Origin of the sequence: Micromonospora sp. NPDC049081 (assembly GCF_040648835.1) — a bacterium.
GTDB lineage: Bacteria > Actinomycetota > Actinomycetes > Mycobacteriales > Micromonosporaceae > Micromonospora > Micromonospora antibiotica.
Genome location: NZ_JBEZEK010000015.1, coordinates 1 through 20,305 on the forward strand (window position 1 = coordinate 1; position 20,305 = coordinate 20,305).

Consider the following 20,305-nt stretch of genomic DNA (forward strand, 5'->3'; position numbering starts at 1 on the left):
CGGGGGGCGGCAGCAGGGCGGGGGGCGGCAGCAGGGCGGGGGGCGGCAGCAGGGCGGGGGGCGGCAGCAGGGCGGGGGGCGGCAGCAGGGCGGGGCTCCGGTCGACCCGCGTCGGGTGCGGGGCCTGGAGCAGCGTGGGCATCGAAATGCGTTGCCCGCCCACAGCGCCACGCCTACCGTGGTCCGCGCAAGGTCAACCAGTCGAACCGGGAGCACGCCATGACGTCGCCGCACCACACCAGCGCGTGGTCGACGCTACCCATCGACGGTTACCGAGCCGAACACCCCCGGGACGGGAATCCCGACTGACGCGTGCCCGTACGCGCCGGCCGCCCCGTCCCACCTGAGGACCGGGCGGCCTTCGTCGTCCGGGGCCGACACCCGGACCCGGCATTGGGCCCGTCCGACCCGGTCCCACTCCGGACGGGCGGCCCCGCCGACCGGCCCGACAGACCGATCGACCGCCGACCGTGAAGGGAGAGCCCGGTGGACGCCGTCCTCGTCATCAACGCCGACCTCGGCCCGCTGCACCGGGTCACCGTTCAACACGCGATCCGGATGCTGTGCCGTCGGGTCGCCGAGATCCACGAGGCCGAGCCGGACCGGGTGATCGGGGTCTTCCCCGTCCCCCGGGTGGTCCGCCTCGTCCGGTACGTCGTCACCCGTTGGCGGTTCAGCGCCGGGCCGGCCTGGTCCCGGGCGGGGGTGTTGCGCCGCGACGGTGGGCGGTGCGCGTACTGCGGCGGGCCGGCCGGCACCGTCGACCACGTGCTGCCCCGCTCGCGCGGCGGCCGGAACACCTGGCGGAACACCACCGCCGCCTGCTACGGGTGCAACCAGCGCAAGGGGGACCGGACGCCGGCCGAGGCCGGCATGCCGCTGCGGCGGGAGCCCGCGACGCCCAGCTGGGCGAGCCTCGCCGGGCGGTGACGGGACCGGCCGGCGGGCACAGGGGGTCGCGTCGGGTACGCCCCGGCGCGACGCCCGCCGGCCCTCACCACCCCACCGGCCCTCACCACCCCGCCGGACCCACGAGAACCCAGCCCCGCACCACCTCCGGCCCGGCCCCGCCGCAGACCCGCGCCACCGTGATCGACTCACTTTCGTGGTTGTAGTGGCATCCGTCCGCTCCGTTGCCACTACAACCACGAAAGTGCCCCCATCACGACGGTGGCAGCCCGGCGGGGAGGGTCAGCCGGGCGGCGGACAGGTCAGTGGGGGGCGGACGGCGACCAGGGGAAGTCGGGTGGGCGGCGTTCGTGGTGGGCGGCGACGCCCTCCCGGGCCTCGCCGCTGTCCTGCACCTTGCGGTGCCACCAGGCGATCCTGGCCGGTCCGGCCCGGTCGTCGATGATCTCCTTGGCGGCGGCGACGCTGAGCTGGGAGCGCGCGGCGATGGCGGCGGTGATCGCGGTGACCCGGCCGGTCAGGTCGTCGGCCACCTCGTCGGCCAGGCCGACCCGCAGCGCCCGTTCGGCGTCGATCAACTCGGCGGTGAAGATCAGGAACTTGGCCGTGGACGGGCCGACGAGCCGGGTCAACCGTCGGGTGCTGGGTGCCGGATAGACCAGCCCGAGCCGGGCCGGCGGCACCCCGAATCGGGCGTCCGGGGCGACGATCCGCAGGTCACAGGCGACCGCGAGCAGACAACCACCACCCACACAGGGGCCCTGCACCGCCGCGACGGTGGGCTTGGCGAACGCCGCCAACCGCTCCTCGGCGGCGACCGCGATGCCCGCGTCGCCGTGCGCGTCCAGCAGCTCGTCGAGAGCGCCGAGGTCGGCACCGGCGCAGAACGCCCCGTCGGCACCGGTGAGCACCAGGGCGCGCACGGCCGGGTCGGCCTCCAGCCCGTCCAGCAGCACCGGCAGCCGACGCCACATGGCCGGGGTCATCGCGTTGCGCCGGCCCGGGTTCCGGATCGTCACCGTCGCCACCGCGCCGGTCACCCCGACGGTCAACTCCGCGTCCGACACCGCCACCACCCCTCTCGTCGCCGCACCGGCACGTGCCGCGTCGGTGCGGCGACCATAACGGCGCGGGCCCGACGACCACCCGGGAGGGGTGGCCGTCGGGCCCGCCGGCACGACGATCAGGTCAGGAGACGTCGAGCGCGGTGTCGTCGACCACGAAGGACGTCCGCAGCGAGGCGTCCTCGGTGCCGGTGAACTTCAGGGTCACGCTCTGGCCGGCGTACGCGGCCAGCGAGAACGAGCGCTGGGTGTACCCGGTGGCCTTGTTCAGGTTCGAGTAGGTCGCCAGGGTCGCCAGCACGGTGCCGGAGGAGTTGAGCACCTGCACGGTCAGCTTGTCGTACGCGGTGGTGGAGCTGACCTCCCGGGTGTCGATGTGCAGCCAGAAGCTGAAGTTGTACGTCGAGCAGCCGGCCGGCACGCTCACCGACTGGGAGAGCGTCTCGGTCAGGGTGCCACCGGTGCCGCCCAGCCAGGCGTTCCAGGTGCCACCGTGGGTGGGCTGGCTGGCGCCGTTCTGCCCGATGACGCCCGTGCTGGCCGCCCAGACCGTGTTGCCGGACTCGAAGCCGGGGTTGCCCAGGAGCTGGCCGGCGGTGCAGCTGCCACCGACACTGCTCACGATCAGCGTGTAGCTGGCCGAGTGGGCCACCGCGCCGGTGCCGGTGACCGTCACCGGGTAGCTGCCGGCCGGGGTGCTGGCCGAGGTGGCGATGGTCAGGGTCGACGAGGCGCCCGAGGTCACCGAGGCCGGGCTGAACGTCGCGGTCGCGCCGGTCGGCAGGCCGGACGCGGAGAACGTCACGGTCTGCGCGGTGCCGCTGGTGGTCGCGGTGGCGACGGTGGTGGCGACCGAACCGCCCGCGGTCACCGAACCGGAGGTCGGGGAGAGCGAGACGGAGAAGTCGTTACCGGTGGAGGAGCAGGGGGCGTCGCTGCCGGCCACGTTGACCGCGGTCCACGCCGCCTGAACGGCCTTGTACTCCGTGGAGCAGCTGCCGTACAGGTCGGTCGCCGCCTTGAGGCTGTACGCGCGGGCGGTGTTGGCCGGGGTGCTGGTGTTGACGTACGACGTGTTGGAGGTGAAGTACACGTCCAGGGCGCGGAACCAGATCTTCTCGGCCTTCTCCCGGCCGATGCCGGTGACCGCCGGGGCGGAGCCGCAGACCGGCGAGGTGCCGTACGACGTGGCGCCGGTGCCCTCGGCGAGGTTGAAGAAGAAGTGGTTGCCGACACCGGAGGAGTAGTGCACGTCCTTGTTCTTGGTGCTGGTGCTCCAGCACGAGTCGGACGAGCCGTCCAGCGACGGGTTGTACATGTAGCGCAGCGGGGTGCCGTTGCCGTTGATGTTGATCTTCTCGCCGACCTGGTAGTCGCCCGGGTCGCTCGGCGCGGCGGCGTAGAACTCGACCATGTTGCCGAAGATGTCGCTGGTGGACTCGTTGAGGCCACCCGACTCGCCGGAGTAGACCAGGCCGGAGACGGCCTCGGTGACGCCGTGGCTCATCTCGTGGCCGGCCACGTCGAGGGAGACCAGCGGCCGGGAGTTGCTGGCGCCGTCGCCGTAGGTCATCTGGGCGCCGTCCCAGAAGGCGTTGATGTAGTTGCGGCCGTAGTGAACCCGGCTGGGCACGCCCGCGCCGTTGCCGAAGATGCCGTTGCGGCCGTGCACGTTCTTGAAGTAGTCGAACGTCTTGGCCGCACCGAAGTGGGCGTCGACGCCGGCGGACTGCCGGTTGGTGTTGGTGCCGTCGCCCCAGGCGTTGTCGGCGTCGGTGAACGTGGTGCAGGTGCTGGTGCCGTTGTTCATGTCGCAGGTGCGGCCGTTGCCGTGCGACGGGTCGATCATCTGGTAGGTGCTGCCGGAGAGCGTGGTGTCGATGCTGACCGAGCCGGTGTAGATGCCCTGGCCGCTGCCGACCACGGACTCGATCTCGTCGTGCGCGCCGATGACCCGGCCGGTGCTGGCGTCGGTGATGACGTGCAGCTTCGACGGGGTCTGCTGGTCGGCCTTCCAGCCGGACAGCACGGTCTCCCAGGCGAGCCGGCCCTTGCCGGAGGTGGCGTCGACGAACAGTTCCGGCGTACCCACCTCGGTGATCTTGCCGGAGAACGCCTTGCGGGCCGTCGCCTTGGCCGCCGCCGGGCTGATCTTGGCGGTGGTGCCCAGGGCGAGCGGAGCGGACAGGCCGACCGAGGTGCCGGCGAGGGTCCCGTTGGGCGCGGTGTGGATGACGAAGTCACCGCCGTACACCCGCAGACCCTGGTAGGTGCGGGTGTAGCGGACGTGCGCGGCGCCGTTGGCGTCGACCTTGGTGCGGACGGCCTGGTAGGCCTCTCCGCTCGCGCCCTGCACGGCACCGGGGTTGCTGCGCAGCAGACTCTCGGCGCGGGCGGCAGGGGCGGTGTCCGGAGCGGGGGCGGCCGGGGCCGCCTGCGCTGCGGTGGCGACGCAGGTCAGCAATCCGCTGGTGAGCAGAGCTGTGCTGACGGCGGCGAGGGGTCTTTTCACGTGCCCTCCTGGCAAGGGAAAGATGTGACGGGGGTGGTCACGCATGTAGATATAGCGATACATCGAAGAAAAGAGAAGGGATGGAACGGTTCCATGACACGACACTGGCCGAACGGAGGAGGCACCTTGCCCAGGGAACCGATTGACGTCGATGCGCGTCGGAACGGCATGAGATCATCCGCCCTGGTCCTGACCACGATCACGGTTTCCCTCGGCCTGCTGACCGGCTGCTCAGCGAGTGACCCGGGCTCACCTGCGACGCCGTCCACCGCCCCCACCGGGACGGCCACCACCCCCACCCCCGGCGCCCCGGCCACCACCACCCCCGCCGCTCCGACCGCCGCGGCCGGTGGCGTCACCCCGGGCGCGACGACCGAAGCCGGCACCACGCGGGGCCCCGGCGGCACCGGGTCCGCCACCACCGTCGACCGGGTCACCCTGACCCGCTCCGGAGGTTTCGCCGGGAACCGCGACACGGTGACCGTCGAGCCCGACGGTCGGTGGACCACGACCGACCGGGCCGGCACGACCCGTACCGGCCGGCTCACCCCGGCACAGCTCGACCAGCTCCGGACGCTCACCGGCCCGGCCACCCGCAGCCGTGGCGGCCCGCCCGACGGCCGCTGCGCGGACACCTACTCCTACCAACTCACCGTCGGGACCCGCATCGTCGAGTGGTCCGACTGCCCGAGCGGTCCGCAACCGCCGGCCGCCGCACCCCAACTGGCCGCCCTGCTACTGAAGACCACCACGACCGGCTGACCACCGACGCGGTGGCCGTCGAACCGCCGAACGGGCACCGCACCCGACCCGGGGTGCGGTGCCCGTCGCCCGACCACACCCGGTGCCCCCGGACCGGAAACCCGCCCACGGCGACATGGGGGACCGACGACGAACCGGGGCGACACTGGTCGGATAACCTACCCGCTCCGATTCCCGCGAGGAGCGTTGTGCCGAAGAGACGACCCGCCGGTCCGCGCCGCCCGGCAGCCCGGCGGCACCCGGCGGCACCGCGCCGACCGCTCGGCCTCACCGGGGCGCTGCCCGCCCTGGTCGCCGCCGCCCTGGTCGCCGGCTGCGCGGTGTCCGACACCGGGCAGCCGGCGGGCCCCGCCCCCACCCCGGCGGCGCGGACGTTGCGGACCCCGGACACCCTGCTCGACCTGCCCCGCTCCGGTGCGCCGCTGCCGGCCGGGCTGCCCCGGTTCCGGCTCGACGAGCTGACCCGGCAAGCCGCCCCGGCCACCAGCACCGTCGAGGCGACGTACAGCCGGGGCCGGAGCGGCCCCGAGACGATCATGGTGAGCGCCGTCTCCGGCCGGATCGCCGACCCGCAGGCCACCCTGGCCCTGTTGCTGAAGCCCTACCGGATCCCCAAACCCCGGTCGGTGGAGTTCGGCCGGTTCGGCGGCGAGGCCCGCTGCGGGCGGGGACGCACCGCCGACGAAGGTCACCTCACCGCCTGCGCCTGGGCCGACCCCGAGATCGCCGGGGTGGTGGTCTTCCTCACCCCCACCAAACAGCCCGACCGCAAGGACGACTTCCTGGCGGTACGCGACGAGCTGGAACAGCCCACCGGCTGACCGGGTCAGTCGCCCCCGACCACCCGGAAACGCTCGACCACGGCGACGGTGTCGTCGTCCACCCGGAACCCCGGGTCGCCGAGCCAACCCAGATAGTCCGGCCCGTGCCAGTAACTCTCGTGGCCGGCCCGCCAGGCCGCCACCGAGTCGTACCCCTCCCCCTCGTCCCGGGCGTGATCGAGGTCGACGTCGCCGAGCCGGACCAACCGCACCTCGGTCACCTCGATCACCGCGACCGGACGGTCGGCGGAGTCGACCACCACCGACCGGTCACCCACGACCGGCAGCGCCTCACCATCACGCTCATAATCCTGGAGCAGACCGGTGGTGGAGATCTTCTCCCCGCTGAGCACGGCGGCCACGAGCTGGTCGCGCAGCGGGCCGGGAAAGGCGAACTCACACTTCGGCAGATCGGGAAAACTCGGCATGGTCATCGGGCGACCGTAGCCGCCGGCCCCGCCACCCACACCCGGTATTCGCCGCCGCCCTGCACGCCGACACCAGCACCCCGGTCCGGCCGACCGGCATCGCCGGCGACCCGGGCGCAGCGCCCACCGTCGGCCGAACGACCCTCCTGCTCGCCGTGCCGGGCCAGGCAGAACAGCCGCACACCCGTCGCCACCTCGTCGGAGTCGGGAGGCGCGAGCGTGACCCGCGCCTCCCGACCCCCGCCGCCCTCAGCGGGCGAACATCTGGCCGATGCGGATCCGGTTGCCGAACGGGTCCCGGATGCCGAAGTCGATGCCGTACGGCCGCTCGGTCGGCTCGTCGGTGATGTCGACGCCCTTGCCGACCAGATCCTCGTACGTCTTGTGGGCGTCGTCGGTGGTGATGCTGAGCCACCCGCCGATCGCGCCCTTGGTCAGCAGCTCCCGGACCTGCTCGGCGGTCGCCGGGTCCAGCGCGGGCGGGCCGGGCTTCTCCAGCAGCACCTCCCGCTGCGGATCGCCGGGCACGTTGACCGTCAGCCACCGCATGAAGCCCAGATCCTGGTCGGTATTGACCTCGAAGCCCAGCTTGCCGACATAGAAGTCGAGCGCCTCGTCCTGGTCGAGGACGTAGAGCTGGGACCGGGTGATCGCGTTCATCGTCATGCCGGGAACGCTATGCCAGGCCCCTGACCTGCTGCTTATCCAAAACTGCTGGGCCTGGTCCAGGCTTTGGCGAAGCAACTCGGCACCGGCAGGTCGCCCGCCGACCGGCTGCTGCGGTATCCGGTGGGCGACTCCCCGACGATCTGCCGGAAGGTACGGCTGAACGAGCCGAGACTGCTGAACCCGACGGCGTAACAGATCTCCGTGACGTCCCGGTCGGTCTCCACAAGCATCGACATCGCCCGTTCCACCCGACGTCGTTGCAGGTAGCGGTGCGGGGTCTCGCCGAAGGTGGCCCGGAAGGTGCGGATGAAGTGCGCCTCGGAGACCAGCGCGATCCGGGCCAGCGCCGGGATGTCCAACGGCTGCGCGTACGCCCGGTCCATCGCGTCCCGGGCCCGCAACATGGCCCGGTTCGACTGCTCCACCGCACGACTCATCGGCCCCCGCCCGTCGTCCTAGCTCCGCGCCGACCAGGCTACCCAGCCGGACCGGCCGGCGTGGTCCCGCCGCGACCGGCGACGACGCGCCCTGCGGAGATCCGGACCGCTCAGCAGCCGCTCCACCGGACCGGGAGGGAGACCTGCCGGCCGACGGCCCGGCCGACGACCAGACCGTTGTCGGCGATCGCCTCGGCGACGACGCGGTTCACCGGGCCCGAGACGACGCTGCGCAGCGGCACCCGGCGGTCAAGGTGATCGACCACCGAGTCGGAGAGCAGTCCACCGGATGCGTTGACGCCCGTCATGGCGATCAGTCCCGGTCTGACCGGCGTCGCCACCCCGGTGCGCAGGTCCCAGCGCACCATCTGCCCGTACTGCCCGTCCGCCGTGTCGGCGACCTGGCCGACCGCCCAGTTCCCCCGGGCCACCCGCACCGTCGACTTCACCGCGCCGGGCGCGGTGAGCCGGTCGACCCGCCCGTCGGGACGCCGCACCCAGGCGATGGGCGGCGGGGCGACCCCGCGCTCCCCGCCGGCACCACGCGCACCGGCACCACGCGCACCGGGACCACGCGCTCCGGGACCGTGCGACGAACGGTCCTCCTCGCCGGGGACCTCGCCGACGATGGTGCCGTCGTCGAGGATCGCCACCGGGAGGCCGCCGGGCTCGAGGACCTCGACGGTGTCCGGCCGGTCGACCGGCCAGCGCAGGGTCACCGGGTACTCCAGGTAGCCGCCGAAGCCGACGATGTCCCCCCGGCTGTTGACGGCCGTGACATAGCCGCCGATCCCGTTCGGCGGCAGGGGCAGCCACTCCACCCGGCCGTCCCGGAAACGCCACGGTCGGTTGCCGGCGCCGGTCGAGCTGTCACCGACCAGGACGCCGTGCCGGTTGACGGCCACCAGCAGCCCGGGTGATCTCGTCAACACGGTGACGCGGGGACCGTCCCACCGCACCAGCACCGGCTCCTGCCCCTGGTCGGTGGCCCGCCGACCGGTGCCGACGATGAACCGGCCGGCCGGGTCGACGAACATCGCGTCCCAGGCCAGGCCCCCACCGGCCGGCAGGGGCAGCGGATGCATCAGGCAGGCCGGGACACTGCCCGTCCTCGGCGCGGCCATGGCTACGCCGGGCGCGAGCAACGTCGCCGCCAGCAGGCCGGCGGTGAGGATGGTGCACAGTCGACGCGGGGCGATGAGGATCATGAGGCAGCCCGTCTCAGCCGGTGGGGTGGGTCCCTCCACTCAACCAGCTCGATTCATCCACCGGAAGTGACCATTCGGTCACGCAGGGCGGTGGTGGCGGCAGGAGCGCGCCCGACGGATGTCGACGGATCGACAGGCGGCAACGCCAATGGCGGCCGTGCTGTGGAATTGGAGCCCCCGGCCGGGATCGAACCGGCGACATCTCGCTTACAAGGCGAGTGCTCTGGCCAGCTGAGCTACAGGGGCGCGTGGTGCGACGTCAGCATAGCGACTGACGTCGGGAAATCCCGGCCGGCAGGGTCCCCGAGCATGGAAAACGTCAATCTTCTGCCCGTCCCACCGACGAATCGGCGTACCGCACCCCTGTCAGGCGAGGGGATTGATGCCCGGCCGTGCCCGCCTGACCGAAATGCGTATGCCGTCCGTCCCACTCGATGTATCCCGTCTTGGCATGGCTGGAAATCCCGTTTACCGTGCAGTGACACGGATGACACCCGGGGTCGGCTGCGGCTGCCTCCCGGAGGTGGTCCGTGGGTCGGCACCGTGGGTGCCGACAGCTCCTTCACTCGGATCGTCCGGCACGTTCCTGCCGGTGAAAGGAAGCGCACCACCATGGCTACGGTCACGTACGCGAAGGCCTCCCGGATCTACCCGGGCACCGAACGCCCCGCGGTCAACCAGCTCGACCTCCAGATCGGCGACGGGGAGTTCCTCGTCCTGGTCGGCCCGTCGGGTTGCGGCAAGTCCACCAGCCTGCGGATGCTCGCCGGGCTGGAGGACGTCGACGACGGCGCGATCTACATCGACGAGCGGGACGTCACCCACCTCCCGCCGAAGGCCCGCGACATCGCGATGGTCTTCCAGAACTACGCCCTCTACCCGCACATGTCGGTGTACGAGAACATGGCGTTCGCCCTCAAGCTGCGCAAGACCCCCAAGGCGGAGATCGACCGTCGGGTCAAGGAGGCAGCCGGGCTGCTCCAGCTGGACGAGTACCTCAGCCGCAAGCCGAAGGCGCTCTCCGGTGGTCAGCGTCAGCGTGTCGCGATGGGCCGGGCGATCGTCCGCGAGCCGCAGGTCTTCCTCATGGACGAGCCGCTGTCGAACCTCGACGCCAAGCTCCGCGTGCAGACCCGTACCCAGATCGCCTCGCTCCAGGCGAAGCTCGGCATCACCACGGTCTACGTCACCCACGACCAGGTCGAGGCCATGACCATGGGCCACCGGGTGGCGGTCATGCTCGACGGCGTCCTGCAGCAGGTGGACACCCCCCGGGCGCTCTACGACACCCCGGCCAACGTCTTCGTCGCCGGTTTCATGGGCTCCCCCGCCATGAACATCAAGACCGTTCCGCTGAACGAGCGGGGCGCGGCCTTCGCCGAGCTGCACATCCCGCTGACCCGCGAGCAGGTCGAGGCGGCCCGGGGCGAGGGTGGCAACGACAAGGTCACCGTCGGCTTCCGGCCGGAGGACTGCGACCTGGTCAGCCCGACCGAGGGCGGCATGCCGGTCGTGGTCGAGCTGGTCGAGGACCTCGGCTCGGACGCCAACGTCTACGGTCACGCCGCGCTGGAGGGCCACGAGGAGCGTTTCGTGGTCCGCACCGACCGGCGGACCATGCCGAACATGGGTGACACCGTGTTCGTCAAGCCGCGTGCCGGCCGCAGCCACGTCTTCAACGCGGCCACCGGCCACCGCATCTGATTCCACCGCGCGAAAAGGGGCGGTCCGCTTCGGCGGACCGCCCCTTTCTTCGTCTGTCGTCCCGGCGGTGCCGGCGCGTGGCCGTCCCGGGACGGCCCGGTTCGCACCGCCGGGAAAGCTGGCCGGGCGCGCCGGTGCCGGCGGCCGGTCAGCCCTCCGCAGCGTGGCGGCGGGCCACCTCGGCGAAAGTGACGGCGGCGGCGAGGCGGCCGGTCAGCCTTCCGCAGCGCGGCGGCGGGCCACCTCGGCGAGGGTGACGGCGGCGGCGACGCTGGCGTTCAGCGACTCCACTTCGGAGATCATCGGGATGCTGACGGTCAGGTCGCAGGTCTCCCCGACCAGCCGGGACAGGCCACGCCCCTCGGAGCCGACCACCACGACCAGCGGACCGACGGCCGCCTCCAGGTCGTACAGGTCGGTGTCGCCGTCGGCGTCCAGGCCGACCACCATGAAGCCGGCCTCCTGGCACGCCTTGAGCGACCGGGTCAGGTTGGTGACCTGGGCGACCGGCACCCGTGCCGCCGCACCGGCACTGGTCCGCCAGGCGGTCGCGGTGATCCCGGCGGCCCTACGCTCGGGTACGAAGACACCCTGCGCACCGAACGCGGCAGCCGACCGGATCACCGCACCCAGGTTGCGCGGGTCGGTGACCCCGTCCAGCGCGACCAGCAGCGGGGCTGCCTGCTCCAGCGCGGCGGCCACCAGGTCCTCGAAGGTCTCGTAGGCGAACGGCGGCACCTGGAGGCCGACGCCCTGGTGCAGCACACCGCCGGTCATCCGGTCCAGCTCGGCCCGGCTGATCTCCAGGATGGCGATGCCCCGGTCGGCGGCCGTCCGGGTGATCTCGTTGATCCGGTCGTCGGCGTCGATGCCCTGCGCGGAATACAGCGCGGTCGCCGGCACCTGGGCGCGCAACGCCTCCAGCACCGGGTTCCGGCCGACGAGCAGCTCCGGGGTGTCCCGGGACGGGTTCGACTTACGCCCCGGCGCGACCCGGGGACCACCACGGCCCGTACCCGCGCCGGCCCGACCGCCTGCGCCACCGCGACCACCCGCGCCACCGCGACCACCCGCACCGGCCCGGACCGGGGCCATCCCCCGGGTGCCCTTGCCCCAGGTGGTGTCCTTGGTGCCGGGCTGGCCGATCTTGGGGGCCCGGCCCTCCTCGACCGCCGCCCTGCGCTCCTTGTCCTGCTTCCAGGCGGTGCGCTGGGGCAGCTTCTCGGTGCCCGAGTACGCCTTGTGCCAGGGTCGCTCGTCGGCGGGCAGGGTCTTGCCCCGGCCCGCGAGGGAGTCCTTGTTCTTGCCACCGGAGCCCTTGGGGGCACCCGCCTTCGGCGTCAGTCGCCGGCCACGGCGCTGCGAGTTGCCGGCCATCAGTCCTGCTCTCCAATAGTCCAACGGGGGCCCTGGGGGGTGTCCTCGACGACCACGCCGGCCAGCTTGAGCTGGTCGCGGACGGCGTCGGCGGCAGCCCAGTCCTTACGGCTACGGGCCTGCGCGCGCTGCTCCAGGGCCAGCGCGATCAGGGAGTCCACCACGCCGCGCAGGTCGTCGGCACGGCCGCCGCCGGCCCAGGCCGGGTCGAGGGGGTCCACACCGAGGATATCCAGCATCGCCCGGGTGGCGGCGAGGGTCGTGCGGACGGTCACATCGTCCCCCTCGGCCAGCGCGGTGTTGCCGTCACGCAGCGTCGCCTGGAGGACGGCCAGTGCGGCGGAGGTGTTGAGGTCGTCGTCCATCGCGGCGACGTAAGCCGCCGGCAGCTCCCCGAACTGCCCCGGGCCGACCCGCTCGACGGCCCGCTGGACGAACCCCTCGATCCGCCGGTAGGCCACCGCCGCCTCGCGCAGCGCGTCCTCCGAGTAGTCGATCCGGGACCGGTAGTGCGCCGCCGCGTAGTAGTAACGCAGCTCCACCGGGCGCACCCCGAGCGAGTCGACGTAGCTCAGGTCGAGGGCGTTGCCGAGCGACTTGCCCATCTTGGCGCCGCCGATGCTGAGCAGCCCGTGGTGCACCCACCAGCGGGCGAATGGCAGCCCGGCGGCCTGCGACTGGGCGATCTCGTTCTCGTGGTGCGGGAAGATCAGGTCGAGCCCACCGCCGTGGATGTCGAACTCGGCCCCCAGGTAACGCTGGCACATCGCCGAGCACTCGATGTGCCAGCCGGGGCGACCCCGGCCCCACGGGGACGGCCAGTAGGCGTCGGCCGGCTCGTCCGGCTTGACGCCCTTCCACAGCGCGAAGTCCCGGGGGTCCCGCTTGCCCCGCTCGGGGGCGTCCCCGGCGGACTGCATGTCGTCCGGCGACTGACCGGACAGCGACCCGTACGCCGGCCAGGAGGCCACGTCGAAGTAGACGTCGCCGGAGCCGTCGGTGGCCGGGTAGGCGTGCCCGGTCTCGATCAGCCGGGCGATCAGCTCGTGCATCTCCGGGATGTGCCCGGTGGCCCGCGGCTCGTACGTCGGCGGCAGCACGTTCAGCGCCCGGTAGGACCGGGCCAACGCCAGCTCGTTGGCGTACGCGATGGACCAGAACGGACGGCCCTGCTCCTGCGCCTTGACGAGGACCTTGTCGTCGATGTCGGTCACGTTGCGGATGAAGGTGACCTCGAAGCCGGCGGCCGACAGCCAGCGCCGCAACACGTCGTAGTTGACACCGGAGCGAAGGTGACCGATGTGCGGCGGGGCCTGGAGGGTGAGACCACACAGGTAGACCCCCACCTTGCCGGATTCCCGCGGGACGAAGTCCCGCACCGATCGGGTGGCGGTGTCATACAGGCGTAGCGTCACCGTACAAGGGTAGCTGTCCGTGCTCCCCGGGGTCTGCCCGAGCCGGGTCGTACGCTCCTGCTGTGGAGACGACGGCCCCCGGCGAGCCGGGCAACCAGACGCCTGCGGGCGGCGAGACGGCGCAGACCCTGGACCGGGGCCTGCGCCTGCTGCACCTGGTCGCCGACGCGTCGGCCGGGTTGACCGTCACCGAGGCCGCCCACCGGCTCGGCATCGGCCGGGCCGCCGTCTACCGGCTGGTCGGCGCGCTGACCGGGCACGGGATGCTGCGCCGGGGCGGTGACGGTCGGTTGCGTCTCGGTGTCGGCGTGCTGCACCTGGCCCGACGGGCCCAACCGCTGCTCGCCGAGGGGGCGCTGCCCGCGCTGCGGCGGCTCGCCGAGCAGACCGGGGCGACCGCGCACCTGACCGTGGTGGAGGGCGGCGAAGGGGTGGCCCTGGCCGTGGTCGAGCCGAGCTGGACGTCGTTCCACGTGGCGTACCGGCCGGGCACCCGGCACCCGCTGGAACGCGGGGCCGCCGGGCGGGCCGTCCTCGCCGGGCGGGCCGGCCTCACCGCCCCGGTGAGCACCGCCGGGGAACTCCAGGCCGGGGCGTACGGGGTGGCCGCGCCGGTGCTCGGGGTGCCCGGCCTGGAGGCGAGCGTCGGGGTGATCTCGCTGGCCCCGCTGCCGGTCGACACGGTCGGCCCGCAGGTCACCACCGCCGCCCGGACGATCGCCACCGCCCTGTCCTGAGCCGGAGGTCAGATGCGCGGAGAGGCCCGCACGACCAGGGGTCGTCCGGGCCTCTCCGTCGAGCGGTCAGGCCGTGCTGTCGAACGTCAGGGAGCGACGTTCGGCTTGAGCGGGCTGCGCACCGCGGCGTTCGCGTCCACGATGCCGTACCCGTAGAAGCCGTTGAAGTTCAGCGACCCGGCGCAGTACGCGTCGAACTCGGTCGACCGGCCCTCGTTGGCGTAGCTCTGCAGGCGCGGCTCGGGGCAGGCGTGCTCGGCGGCGGTCCGGTAGAGGTGCTGCTCCACCTTGGCCGGCGCCAGGCCGTAGCCGTCACGCCCCTCCTTCTTGCCCCACTTGCTGACGATCAGCGCGGCGACCCCGCTGACGTGCGGCGACGCCATCGAGGTGCCCTGCAGGTAGGTGTAGTAGCCACACTCACCGGCGGTGGTGCACTGCTTGAACACCGAGTTCTCGAAGCCCGGCACGACGTTGCCGTTCTCGTCGACCGACCCCTCCTCCTGGAGCACCTTCTTCGGGTACGTGGAGAGGATCATGTTGGCGTCGGTGCGGTAGGTGTCGGTGCCGAAGCCGTCGCGGAACCAGCCACCCGGCGCGGCGACCGAGATCTGCTCGGTGCCGTAGTTGGAGTAGTCGGACTTCTTGCCGGACGGGCCGACGGCGGACACGCCGATCACGTGCGGGCCCTCCACCGGGAAGTCCCAGCAGCTGTCGTTGTCGATCGGGCGCGGGTACGGGTCGGCGCCGTAGTCCGGGCTGGACACGTCGGTACGGGGTGCGCCGAGGTCCTCGTGGTTGTTGCCGAGCGAGCCGACCAGGGTGACGCCCTTGTTGTGGGCGAAGTTCAGGGCCCGCTTCATTGCCTTGATGACGGCCCGCTGCTCGGCCTGCGACTCGGGCGAGTCGGCCGGGTTCGCGGTGCAGTTGTAGAGCCACGGGTCGACGTAGAACGACATGTTCACCACGTCGAGGCCGGACTTGCCGGCGTGCACCAGGGCGTTGACGACCGGGTTGAGGAAGAAGTAGCCCGAGTCCTGACCGCCCTTGAGCTCCACCAGCGACACGTTCGGGGCCACGCCGGACAGGCCGAAGCCGTTGGCCGCCGCACCGATGGTGCCGGCGACGTGGGTGCCGTGCCCGCCGTCGTCGGTGCCGACCGGGTCGAGGCAGCTCGCCACCTCGCACGGGCCGTCGACGTCGGCGATGTCCGGGGCGAAGTTGCGCGACAGCGCCCAGTTGAAGTTGGGCGCGAGGTCGGGCTGGCTGGCGTCGACGCCGGTGTCCAGGATGCCGACGGTGACCCGCTTGTCGCCCGGCATGACCTTGCGGGCCTTGTCGGCCCCGATCATGCCGAGGCCCCAGAGCTTGTCGTCGAGCGGGTCGAGCTTCTTGCCGTTGGCGTTGCCCTTGGCCTTGACCGCCTGCTTGGTCTGGGTCAGCAGGTTCTCCTGCGCGACCCGGTCCAGCTTGGGCTTGCGGCCGATGGCCCGCTGCTCGGCCGCGCCGACCAGCGCGGAAGCGGCGGTGACCCGTCCGGCGAAGTCGGCCCGGTCGCTGGTGACCTGGAACAGACCGACGTCGTCCGTACGGGACACGACGGTGCCACCGGCGGCGCGGATCGCGGCGATCGCCGCGTCCGCCGAGACGCCGTCCTCGGCCACCACGGTGAACGTACGGCTGGTGGTCGGCCCGGCGTTCGCCGGGACGGTCAGGCCGGTCACCGTAAGTGCCAGGGCCGCCGCGGTCGCGACGGCTCCGGCGGTGAAGCGCTTGCTCACCACATCAGATCCTCTCGTTGAGGGACGTGGCAGCCATCCCATAGCACCGGCGACGATTCCGCCAGATACAAATCCGAATTGGTCCCGCATCAGGCATTCGTCGGTTGCAGGCTGCGCAGCGCCACCGGCAGCTCGGTGAGCGTGGCCACCTCGGCGTCGGGGCGTACCCCGTCGGGGAGGGGAAGTCCGAGCCGGTTGAGCCAGATGCCGCGCATTCCGGCCTGCTGGGGGCCGAGCACGTCGTGGGAGATCGAGTCGCCGACGTACGCGATCCGTTCCGCCGGCACCCCGGCGGCGGCGACGACCGCGGCGTAGAACGCCGGGTCGGGCTTCTTGGGCAGGCCGCCCTCGTGGGCGTACAACTCGAAGGCGAACTCCCCGGGCAGGCCGCAGCGTTCGGCCCGGCTGTTGCCGTTGGTGGCGTACCCGAGGGTGAAGTCGGCGCGCAGGGCGGCCAGCGCCGGCCGGGTGTCGGGGTACGGGTGGCTGAGCGCGTAGCGCCTGGTGAAGAAGAGTTCGGCGAACTCGTCGAGCTGGCCGACCAGCCCGGCCCGGTCGAGGGACCGGGCCAGCGCGGCCCGGCGGATCTCCATCACCGGTGCGGCGGTCATCGACCCGAAGACCGCCTGCCAGTCGGACTCCACCTCGGCGAGGGTCACCCCGGCCGCCACCGGGGTCCGGCGACGCATCTCCTCCAGTACGGCCACCAGGGCGCCGGTGACCGCCGGCCGCAGGTCGATCAGGGTCTCGTCGGCGTCGAACACCACCACGCTGAGCATGCCCGACACCCTCTCACGTTCATCCGACCCGGCCACGCCGGCCGGGTCGTCCCCGTCCACGCCGGCCGTGCCGCCCCGACCACGGCGGTGCCGGGCAGGGCACCGTCCGGTCGGCGGCGATCCACCCCGGTCCGGCTCAGGTCAGTGCCGGTTCGTCCGTCCGGGCCGCCGGCTGTCCGGTGCGGCCCGCGCGCAGCTCGTCGAGGCGGACCAGCGCCACCCCGGCGACGATCAGCGCGCCCCCGGCGAGCTGCACCGGCACCGGCAGCTCACCCAGCACCAGCCAGGCGATGAGCACCGCGAACATCACCTCGGTCAGCCCGACGAACGACGACAGCCGGGCCCCGAGGATGCGGGTCGCGGCGATCCCGGTCAGGTAGGCCACCACGGCGGCGATCAGTGACAGCCCGGCGATCGGGACGAGCCAGCTGGTGCGCTGCCCGGCGAAGTCGACCGCGCCGAAGGTGGCCCGCAGCGGCAGCACCCCGACCAGGCCGAGCAGGGCCAGCACGGCTGCGCCGACGGCCATCCCGCCGCTGGCCATGGTGACCGAGGGCAGGTCGGCGTCGACCCGCGCGGCGAGGACGAAGTAGCCGGCCAGTCCGACGGCCGCGCCGAGACCCCAGAGCACGCCGACCGGGTCGAGCCGGCCCGCGCCGGTCAGGTCGAGCACCAGGACGAGCCCGGCCAGGGCGGCCAGCGAGCCGACCACGGTGAGCCGGCGGGGGCGCTGCCCGTGCACCAGCCACAGCCAGCCGACCACGAGGATGATGCCGAGGTATTCCAGCAGCAGGGCCACCCCGACCGGCAGGTAGCGGACGGCGTTGAAGAAGCAGGCCTGGGCGGTGGCGACGCCGAGCAGACCGAAGACGGTGACCGGGCCGAGGTTGCGGCGCAGCACGCCGGCCCGGCCGCGCAGCGCGAGCACGGCGGGGACGGCCAGCACCAGGGCGGCCAGGCCGACCCGGGCGACCACGACGGCCTCGGCCGACCAGCCGGCCTCGATCAGCGAGCGGGCGAAGGTGCCGGAGGTGGCGAACGTGACGGCGGAGAGCAGGGCGAGCGCCAGCCCGGTGCCGGCGGTGGATCGGTGCGGCATCGGGGCTCCTCGGGCGTGACATCAGCAAAGTAGGATTACGCCGGTGACGCTAGCGGCCGACTACGACAGGGGTCAAGTTGCTTTTCGCTCATGACACAGAGTGCGGGCTGACCGCCGCTGCCGCACTGGTCAACACCGACAACCGGGACGGCGAAGGGTTGCCCGACATCGCCGCACTGGACCGCTTCGTCGCCGCGAACCGGTGGACCGGGCGACACGACCGCACCGGGGCCGAGTTGCGCGCCGTCCGGGCGTTACGCCCCCGACTGCGCCGGCTCTGGGACGACGACCCGGACACCGTCGTCACCGTGGTCAACGACCTGCTCCGCGAGTCCCGGGCACTGCCGCAGCTCATCCGGCACGACGACCAGCCCTACCACGTGCACGCGGTGCCCCGGGACGCCCCGCTGGCCACCCGGATGGCCGTCGAGGCGGCGATGGCCGTCGCCGACCTGGTCCGGGGTGACGAGCTGGGCCGGCTGCGGCACTGCGCCCACCCGGAGTGCGCCAACGTGCTGGTCGACCTGTCCAAGAACCGGTCCCGCCGGTTCTGCGAGGCGGGCTGCGGCAACCGGGTCGCGGTCAGCGCCTACCGGGCCCGGAAGGCGGCTGGTAGTCGCCCCTGAGCAGCTCGTACTCCACCTCGCCGTGCTCCGTTCCGGCGATCGGGTCGGGCCAGTCGGCGTGGAAGGTGCGGACGTACCGCAGGCCGGCCTTTGCCAGCACCGCCCGCGACCGCACGTTGACCGCCATCGTCTGCGCCCACACCCGGCGTACCCCAGGGGTGTCGAAGGCGTGGCCGACCAGCGCGCAGGCCCCCTCGGTGGCCAGGCCCCGCCCCCAGGCCGCCCGGCGCAGCCGGTAACCCAGCTCCGGAGCGGCACCGTCGTCGGACGGGTCGAGCGCGAACCAGCCCAGAAAGGTGCCGTCGACAGCATCCTCGGCAGCCCACCGGCCCTGCCCCGGGTAGCGGTCGTAGCCGGCGAGAAGCCGGGGCAGCTGCTCGTCCCGCACCGTGGCGAGGGGGGTGGGCCGGCCGCCGGTGAGGAACCGCATCACCTCCGGGTCGCTGTCCAGCTCGACCAGATGCGGCACGTCGTCTTCGGTGAAGCGGCGCAGCCGCAGCCGTGCCGTCGTCAGCAACACCCCGCCCAGGCCCGTCACGACCCGCATCATGCCGGCCGCCGGCCGCCCGGTCGACCGGTTATCCCGGCAGACCCAGCCCCACCAAGGCCCGTCGGTCCCCGACCCCGGGGCCCCACCATGCACCCGCGCCCTCCCCCACATTGGTGATCAAGAAGTTTGCGGCTGGTGATCAAGAGGTTTGCGGGCTGAGAGAGCGCTCCCCGTGACGCAAATCTCTTGATCACCGGGCCGAGCCGGGGCGCAGGCGGAGGGCGGGCGGGCCGGGCTGGCGGCCGGGCTGGTCAGCGCGGCGGCGCGGCCACGAAGACCCGCCAGGCGTACGCCGGGAAGGTGAGCACCGGGCCCGCAGGGTCCTTACTGTCACGCACCCCGACCACCCCGGACAGACCCGTCGCCACCTCGACACATTGATCGTTGGAACCACTCCGGCGGCTCTTTCGCCAACAGGCCCCGGTCAACTCCATGACTCCGCCAATTCCCTCAGCCGCTAGATCGACTCCTGCGGTGGAAAAGCCACGCCGAGGGTAGCTTCCCAGCTGCGCTGAAGCCGCCGCAGATCAGCAGGGTCGTCCAGTTCCTGTCCGCCGATCTGGCCGCCGAGGAATGCCAGCTCCACATCGCCCGGCAGGCTCGCCAGGATGAACGGCCCGGCCCGGATACTCGTCGGCCGAGGAGGAGACGACGTGCAGTCGGACCTGCGGGTGTTCCGTGGCGATACGAGCGAGGTGCAGAGCCTGGTCATGCATGACTTTGCGGCCACCGACCCGGCGGTGCATGACCGCCTCGTCCAGGACCGCCACAAGGCGTGGGGGCCGTTCGGTGTAGAGCGTTTGTTGACTGTCCATCCTGTCGGCCAGTCGCCGTTCGACCTCTTCTTGGTCAAGCATGGGGTCGGACTCGAAGACCGCCCGCGCATATGCCTCGGTCTGTAGCAGTCCCGGGACGTGCAACGGGTCGAACCATCGCAGCGCCCACGCCTCCGCCAGGATCGCGCGCCAGCCACGGAGCCATACCTGTGCCCGGTCGAGCACTACCAGTTGGGTGAGCATCCGGCTGAAGATGCCGCCGGGGTCGAGGGCCTTGTCGACCAGTTCGAGGTATTTTGCGGTGGGTGGCTGCTGGCCCAGCTCGATCGCGCTGACCATCGACGCCGAGTAGTTCACCGCCTTGGCGAGGTCGTCCTGGCTCCAGCCCCGCCGGGTCCGGGCCCGCCGTAGCTCCGCGACGAGGAAAGCCGCCGCCGTCATCCGCCCGTCCGTCATCTCCAGCAGCCCTCCACCGCCCCGACGATCGACTCCGACACCACGCCGACCAGGAAAGTCGCAGACACAGGACAAGACCGGAAGCCGACAACAACCCTTCACACCGTAGTGGTTTCATCAGCAGACTGTGAAGTGCGACATCGACCGCCCACCCTCCGGGCGGGCGGTGTCGCGGTGGGACAGCCCGCTCCCCGGCCG

General features: G+C 72.3%; 20 protein-coding genes, 1 tRNA gene and 1 pseudogene. 6 read left to right on the plus strand and 16 right to left on the minus strand.

Annotated elements, in window-relative coordinates; genetic code table 11:
- Positions 1–486 precede the first annotated feature (486 nt).
- The gene (locus AB0B63_RS21035; RefSeq protein ID WP_357021220.1) at positions 487–930 is read left to right on the plus strand and encodes an HNH endonuclease; all 444 of its coding nucleotides are present in this window, start codon (positions 487–489) and stop codon (positions 928–930) included.
- Between the two features lie 281 nt (positions 931–1,211).
- Here the strand turns inward: AB0B63_RS21035 and AB0B63_RS21040 are convergent, their stop codons facing one another.
- Both AB0B63_RS21040 and AB0B63_RS21045 read right to left on the minus strand, forming a co-directional pair.
- Positions 1,212–1,982, minus strand: coding sequence for an enoyl-CoA hydratase/isomerase family protein (locus AB0B63_RS21040; protein WP_357021223.1), 771 nt, complete (start codon positions 1,980–1,982; stop codon positions 1,212–1,214).
- 115 nt (positions 1,983–2,097) lie between these two features.
- A complete protein-coding gene (locus AB0B63_RS21045; protein ID WP_357021226.1) occupies positions 2,098–4,485 on the minus strand; it encodes a M4 family metallopeptidase in 2,388 nt (795 codons plus the stop codon).
- Between the two features lie 168 nt (positions 4,486–4,653).
- Here AB0B63_RS21045 and AB0B63_RS21050 point away from each other — a divergent pair, with 168 nt between their 5' ends.
- Positions 4,654–5,247: a hypothetical protein gene (locus AB0B63_RS21050; RefSeq protein WP_357021229.1), complete on the plus strand. Its 594-nt coding sequence runs from the start codon at positions 4,654–4,656 to the stop codon at positions 5,245–5,247.
- Between the two features lie 188 nt (positions 5,248–5,435).
- Entirely contained in the window at positions 5,436–6,068 is a 633-nt protein-coding gene (locus tag AB0B63_RS21055; protein WP_208567812.1) for a hypothetical protein, read from the plus strand.
- Between the two features lie 5 nt (positions 6,069–6,073).
- On the opposite strand, the gene AB0B63_RS21060 is transcribed toward AB0B63_RS21055, so the two are convergent.
- From AB0B63_RS21060 to AB0B63_RS21085, 6 genes are all read right to left on the minus strand, one after another.
- Complete coding sequence (locus AB0B63_RS21060) at positions 6,074–6,496, minus strand: ASCH domain-containing protein (RefSeq protein ID WP_208567929.1); 423 nt, start codon at positions 6,494–6,496, stop codon at positions 6,074–6,076.
- Between the two features lie 2 nt (positions 6,497–6,498).
- Positions 6,499–6,678: a hypothetical protein gene (locus tag AB0B63_RS21065; protein WP_357021232.1), complete on the minus strand. Its 180-nt coding sequence runs from the start codon at positions 6,676–6,678 to the stop codon at positions 6,499–6,501.
- A gap of 67 nt (positions 6,679–6,745) precedes the next feature.
- On the minus strand, positions 6,746–7,162 hold the full coding sequence (locus tag AB0B63_RS21070; RefSeq protein ID WP_208567811.1) for a VOC family protein: 417 nt from the start codon (positions 7,160–7,162) through the stop codon (positions 6,746–6,748).
- A 35-nt stretch (positions 7,163–7,197) separates the two neighbouring features.
- Complete coding sequence (locus AB0B63_RS21075; protein ID WP_357021237.1) at positions 7,198–7,590, minus strand: AraC family transcriptional regulator; 393 nt, start codon at positions 7,588–7,590, stop codon at positions 7,198–7,200.
- A gap of 122 nt (positions 7,591–7,712) precedes the next feature.
- A complete protein-coding gene (locus AB0B63_RS21080; protein ID WP_357021240.1) occupies positions 7,713–8,810 on the minus strand; it encodes a hypothetical protein in 1,098 nt (365 codons plus the stop codon).
- Positions 8,811–8,979: 169 nt separating this feature from the next.
- A tRNA-Thr gene (locus AB0B63_RS21085) sits at positions 8,980–9,056 on the minus strand.
- 366 nt (positions 9,057–9,422) lie between these two features.
- Between AB0B63_RS21085 and ugpC the strand changes: the two genes are divergently transcribed.
- Positions 9,423–10,514 (plus strand): sn-glycerol-3-phosphate ABC transporter ATP-binding protein UgpC, encoded by a 1,092-nt coding sequence (ugpC, locus tag AB0B63_RS21090; RefSeq protein WP_208567808.1) that lies wholly within the window; start codon positions 9,423–9,425, stop codon positions 10,512–10,514.
- Positions 10,515–10,727: 213 nt separating this feature from the next.
- On the opposite strand, the gene rlmB is transcribed toward ugpC, so the two are convergent.
- Both rlmB and cysS read right to left on the minus strand, forming a co-directional pair.
- A complete protein-coding gene (gene rlmB, locus AB0B63_RS21095; protein WP_208567807.1) occupies positions 10,728–11,891 on the minus strand; it encodes a 23S rRNA (guanosine(2251)-2'-O)-methyltransferase RlmB in 1,164 nt (387 codons plus the stop codon).
- Entirely contained in the window at positions 11,891–13,306 is a 1,416-nt protein-coding gene (gene cysS, locus AB0B63_RS21100) for a cysteine--tRNA ligase (protein WP_219465014.1), read from the minus strand. Before cysS ends, rlmB begins: the two co-directional genes overlap by 1 nt.
- 62 nt (positions 13,307–13,368) lie before the next feature.
- On the opposite strand from cysS, the gene AB0B63_RS21105 reads away from it, so the two are divergent.
- Positions 13,369–14,043 carry a helix-turn-helix domain-containing protein gene (locus tag AB0B63_RS21105; protein ID WP_208567805.1) on the plus strand — a complete coding sequence of 225 codons (675 nt, stop codon included), beginning with the start codon at positions 13,369–13,371 and terminating at the stop codon, positions 14,041–14,043.
- Positions 14,044–14,129: 86 nt separating this feature from the next.
- On the opposite strand, the gene AB0B63_RS21110 is transcribed toward AB0B63_RS21105, so the two are convergent.
- The 3 genes from AB0B63_RS21110 to AB0B63_RS21120 all read right to left on the minus strand — a co-directional run bounded on the left by AB0B63_RS21110 (position 14,130) and on the right by AB0B63_RS21120 (position 17,699).
- Positions 14,130–15,821 (minus strand): S8 family serine peptidase, encoded by a 1,692-nt coding sequence (locus tag AB0B63_RS21110; RefSeq protein WP_357021245.1) that lies wholly within the window; start codon positions 15,819–15,821, stop codon positions 14,130–14,132.
- A gap of 89 nt (positions 15,822–15,910) precedes the next feature.
- Positions 15,911–16,600: an HAD family hydrolase gene (locus AB0B63_RS21115; protein ID WP_357021248.1), complete on the minus strand. Its 690-nt coding sequence runs from the start codon at positions 16,598–16,600 to the stop codon at positions 15,911–15,913.
- Positions 16,601–16,736: 136 nt separating this feature from the next.
- Positions 16,737–17,699 (minus strand): EamA family transporter, encoded by a 963-nt coding sequence (locus tag AB0B63_RS21120; RefSeq protein WP_357021251.1) that lies wholly within the window; start codon positions 17,697–17,699, stop codon positions 16,737–16,739.
- A gap of 77 nt (positions 17,700–17,776) precedes the next feature.
- Between AB0B63_RS21120 and AB0B63_RS21125 the strand changes: the two genes are divergently transcribed.
- Positions 17,777–18,325, plus strand: a complete 549-nt coding sequence (locus tag AB0B63_RS21125) for a CGNR zinc finger domain-containing protein (RefSeq protein WP_208567801.1) — start codon at positions 17,777–17,779, stop codon at positions 18,323–18,325.
- On the opposite strand, the gene AB0B63_RS21130 is transcribed toward AB0B63_RS21125, so the two are convergent.
- The 3 genes and pseudogenes from AB0B63_RS21130 to AB0B63_RS21140 all read right to left on the minus strand — a co-directional run bounded on the left by AB0B63_RS21130 (position 18,282) and on the right by AB0B63_RS21140 (position 20,107).
- Positions 18,282–18,863 (minus strand): GNAT family N-acetyltransferase, encoded by a 582-nt coding sequence (locus AB0B63_RS21130; protein WP_357021254.1) that lies wholly within the window; start codon positions 18,861–18,863, stop codon positions 18,282–18,284. The two genes, AB0B63_RS21125 and AB0B63_RS21130, sit on opposite strands and share 44 nt — an antisense overlap.
- Before the next feature lie 263 nt (positions 18,864–19,126).
- Positions 19,127–19,309 carry a DUF397 domain-containing protein gene (locus AB0B63_RS21135; protein ID WP_208567799.1) on the minus strand — a complete coding sequence of 61 codons (183 nt, stop codon included), beginning with the start codon at positions 19,307–19,309 and terminating at the stop codon, positions 19,127–19,129.
- Positions 19,310–19,332: 23 nt separating this feature from the next.
- Positions 19,333–20,107: pseudogene (locus AB0B63_RS21140) on the minus strand (helix-turn-helix transcriptional regulator).
- Between the last annotated feature and the right edge of the window lie 198 nt (positions 20,108–20,305).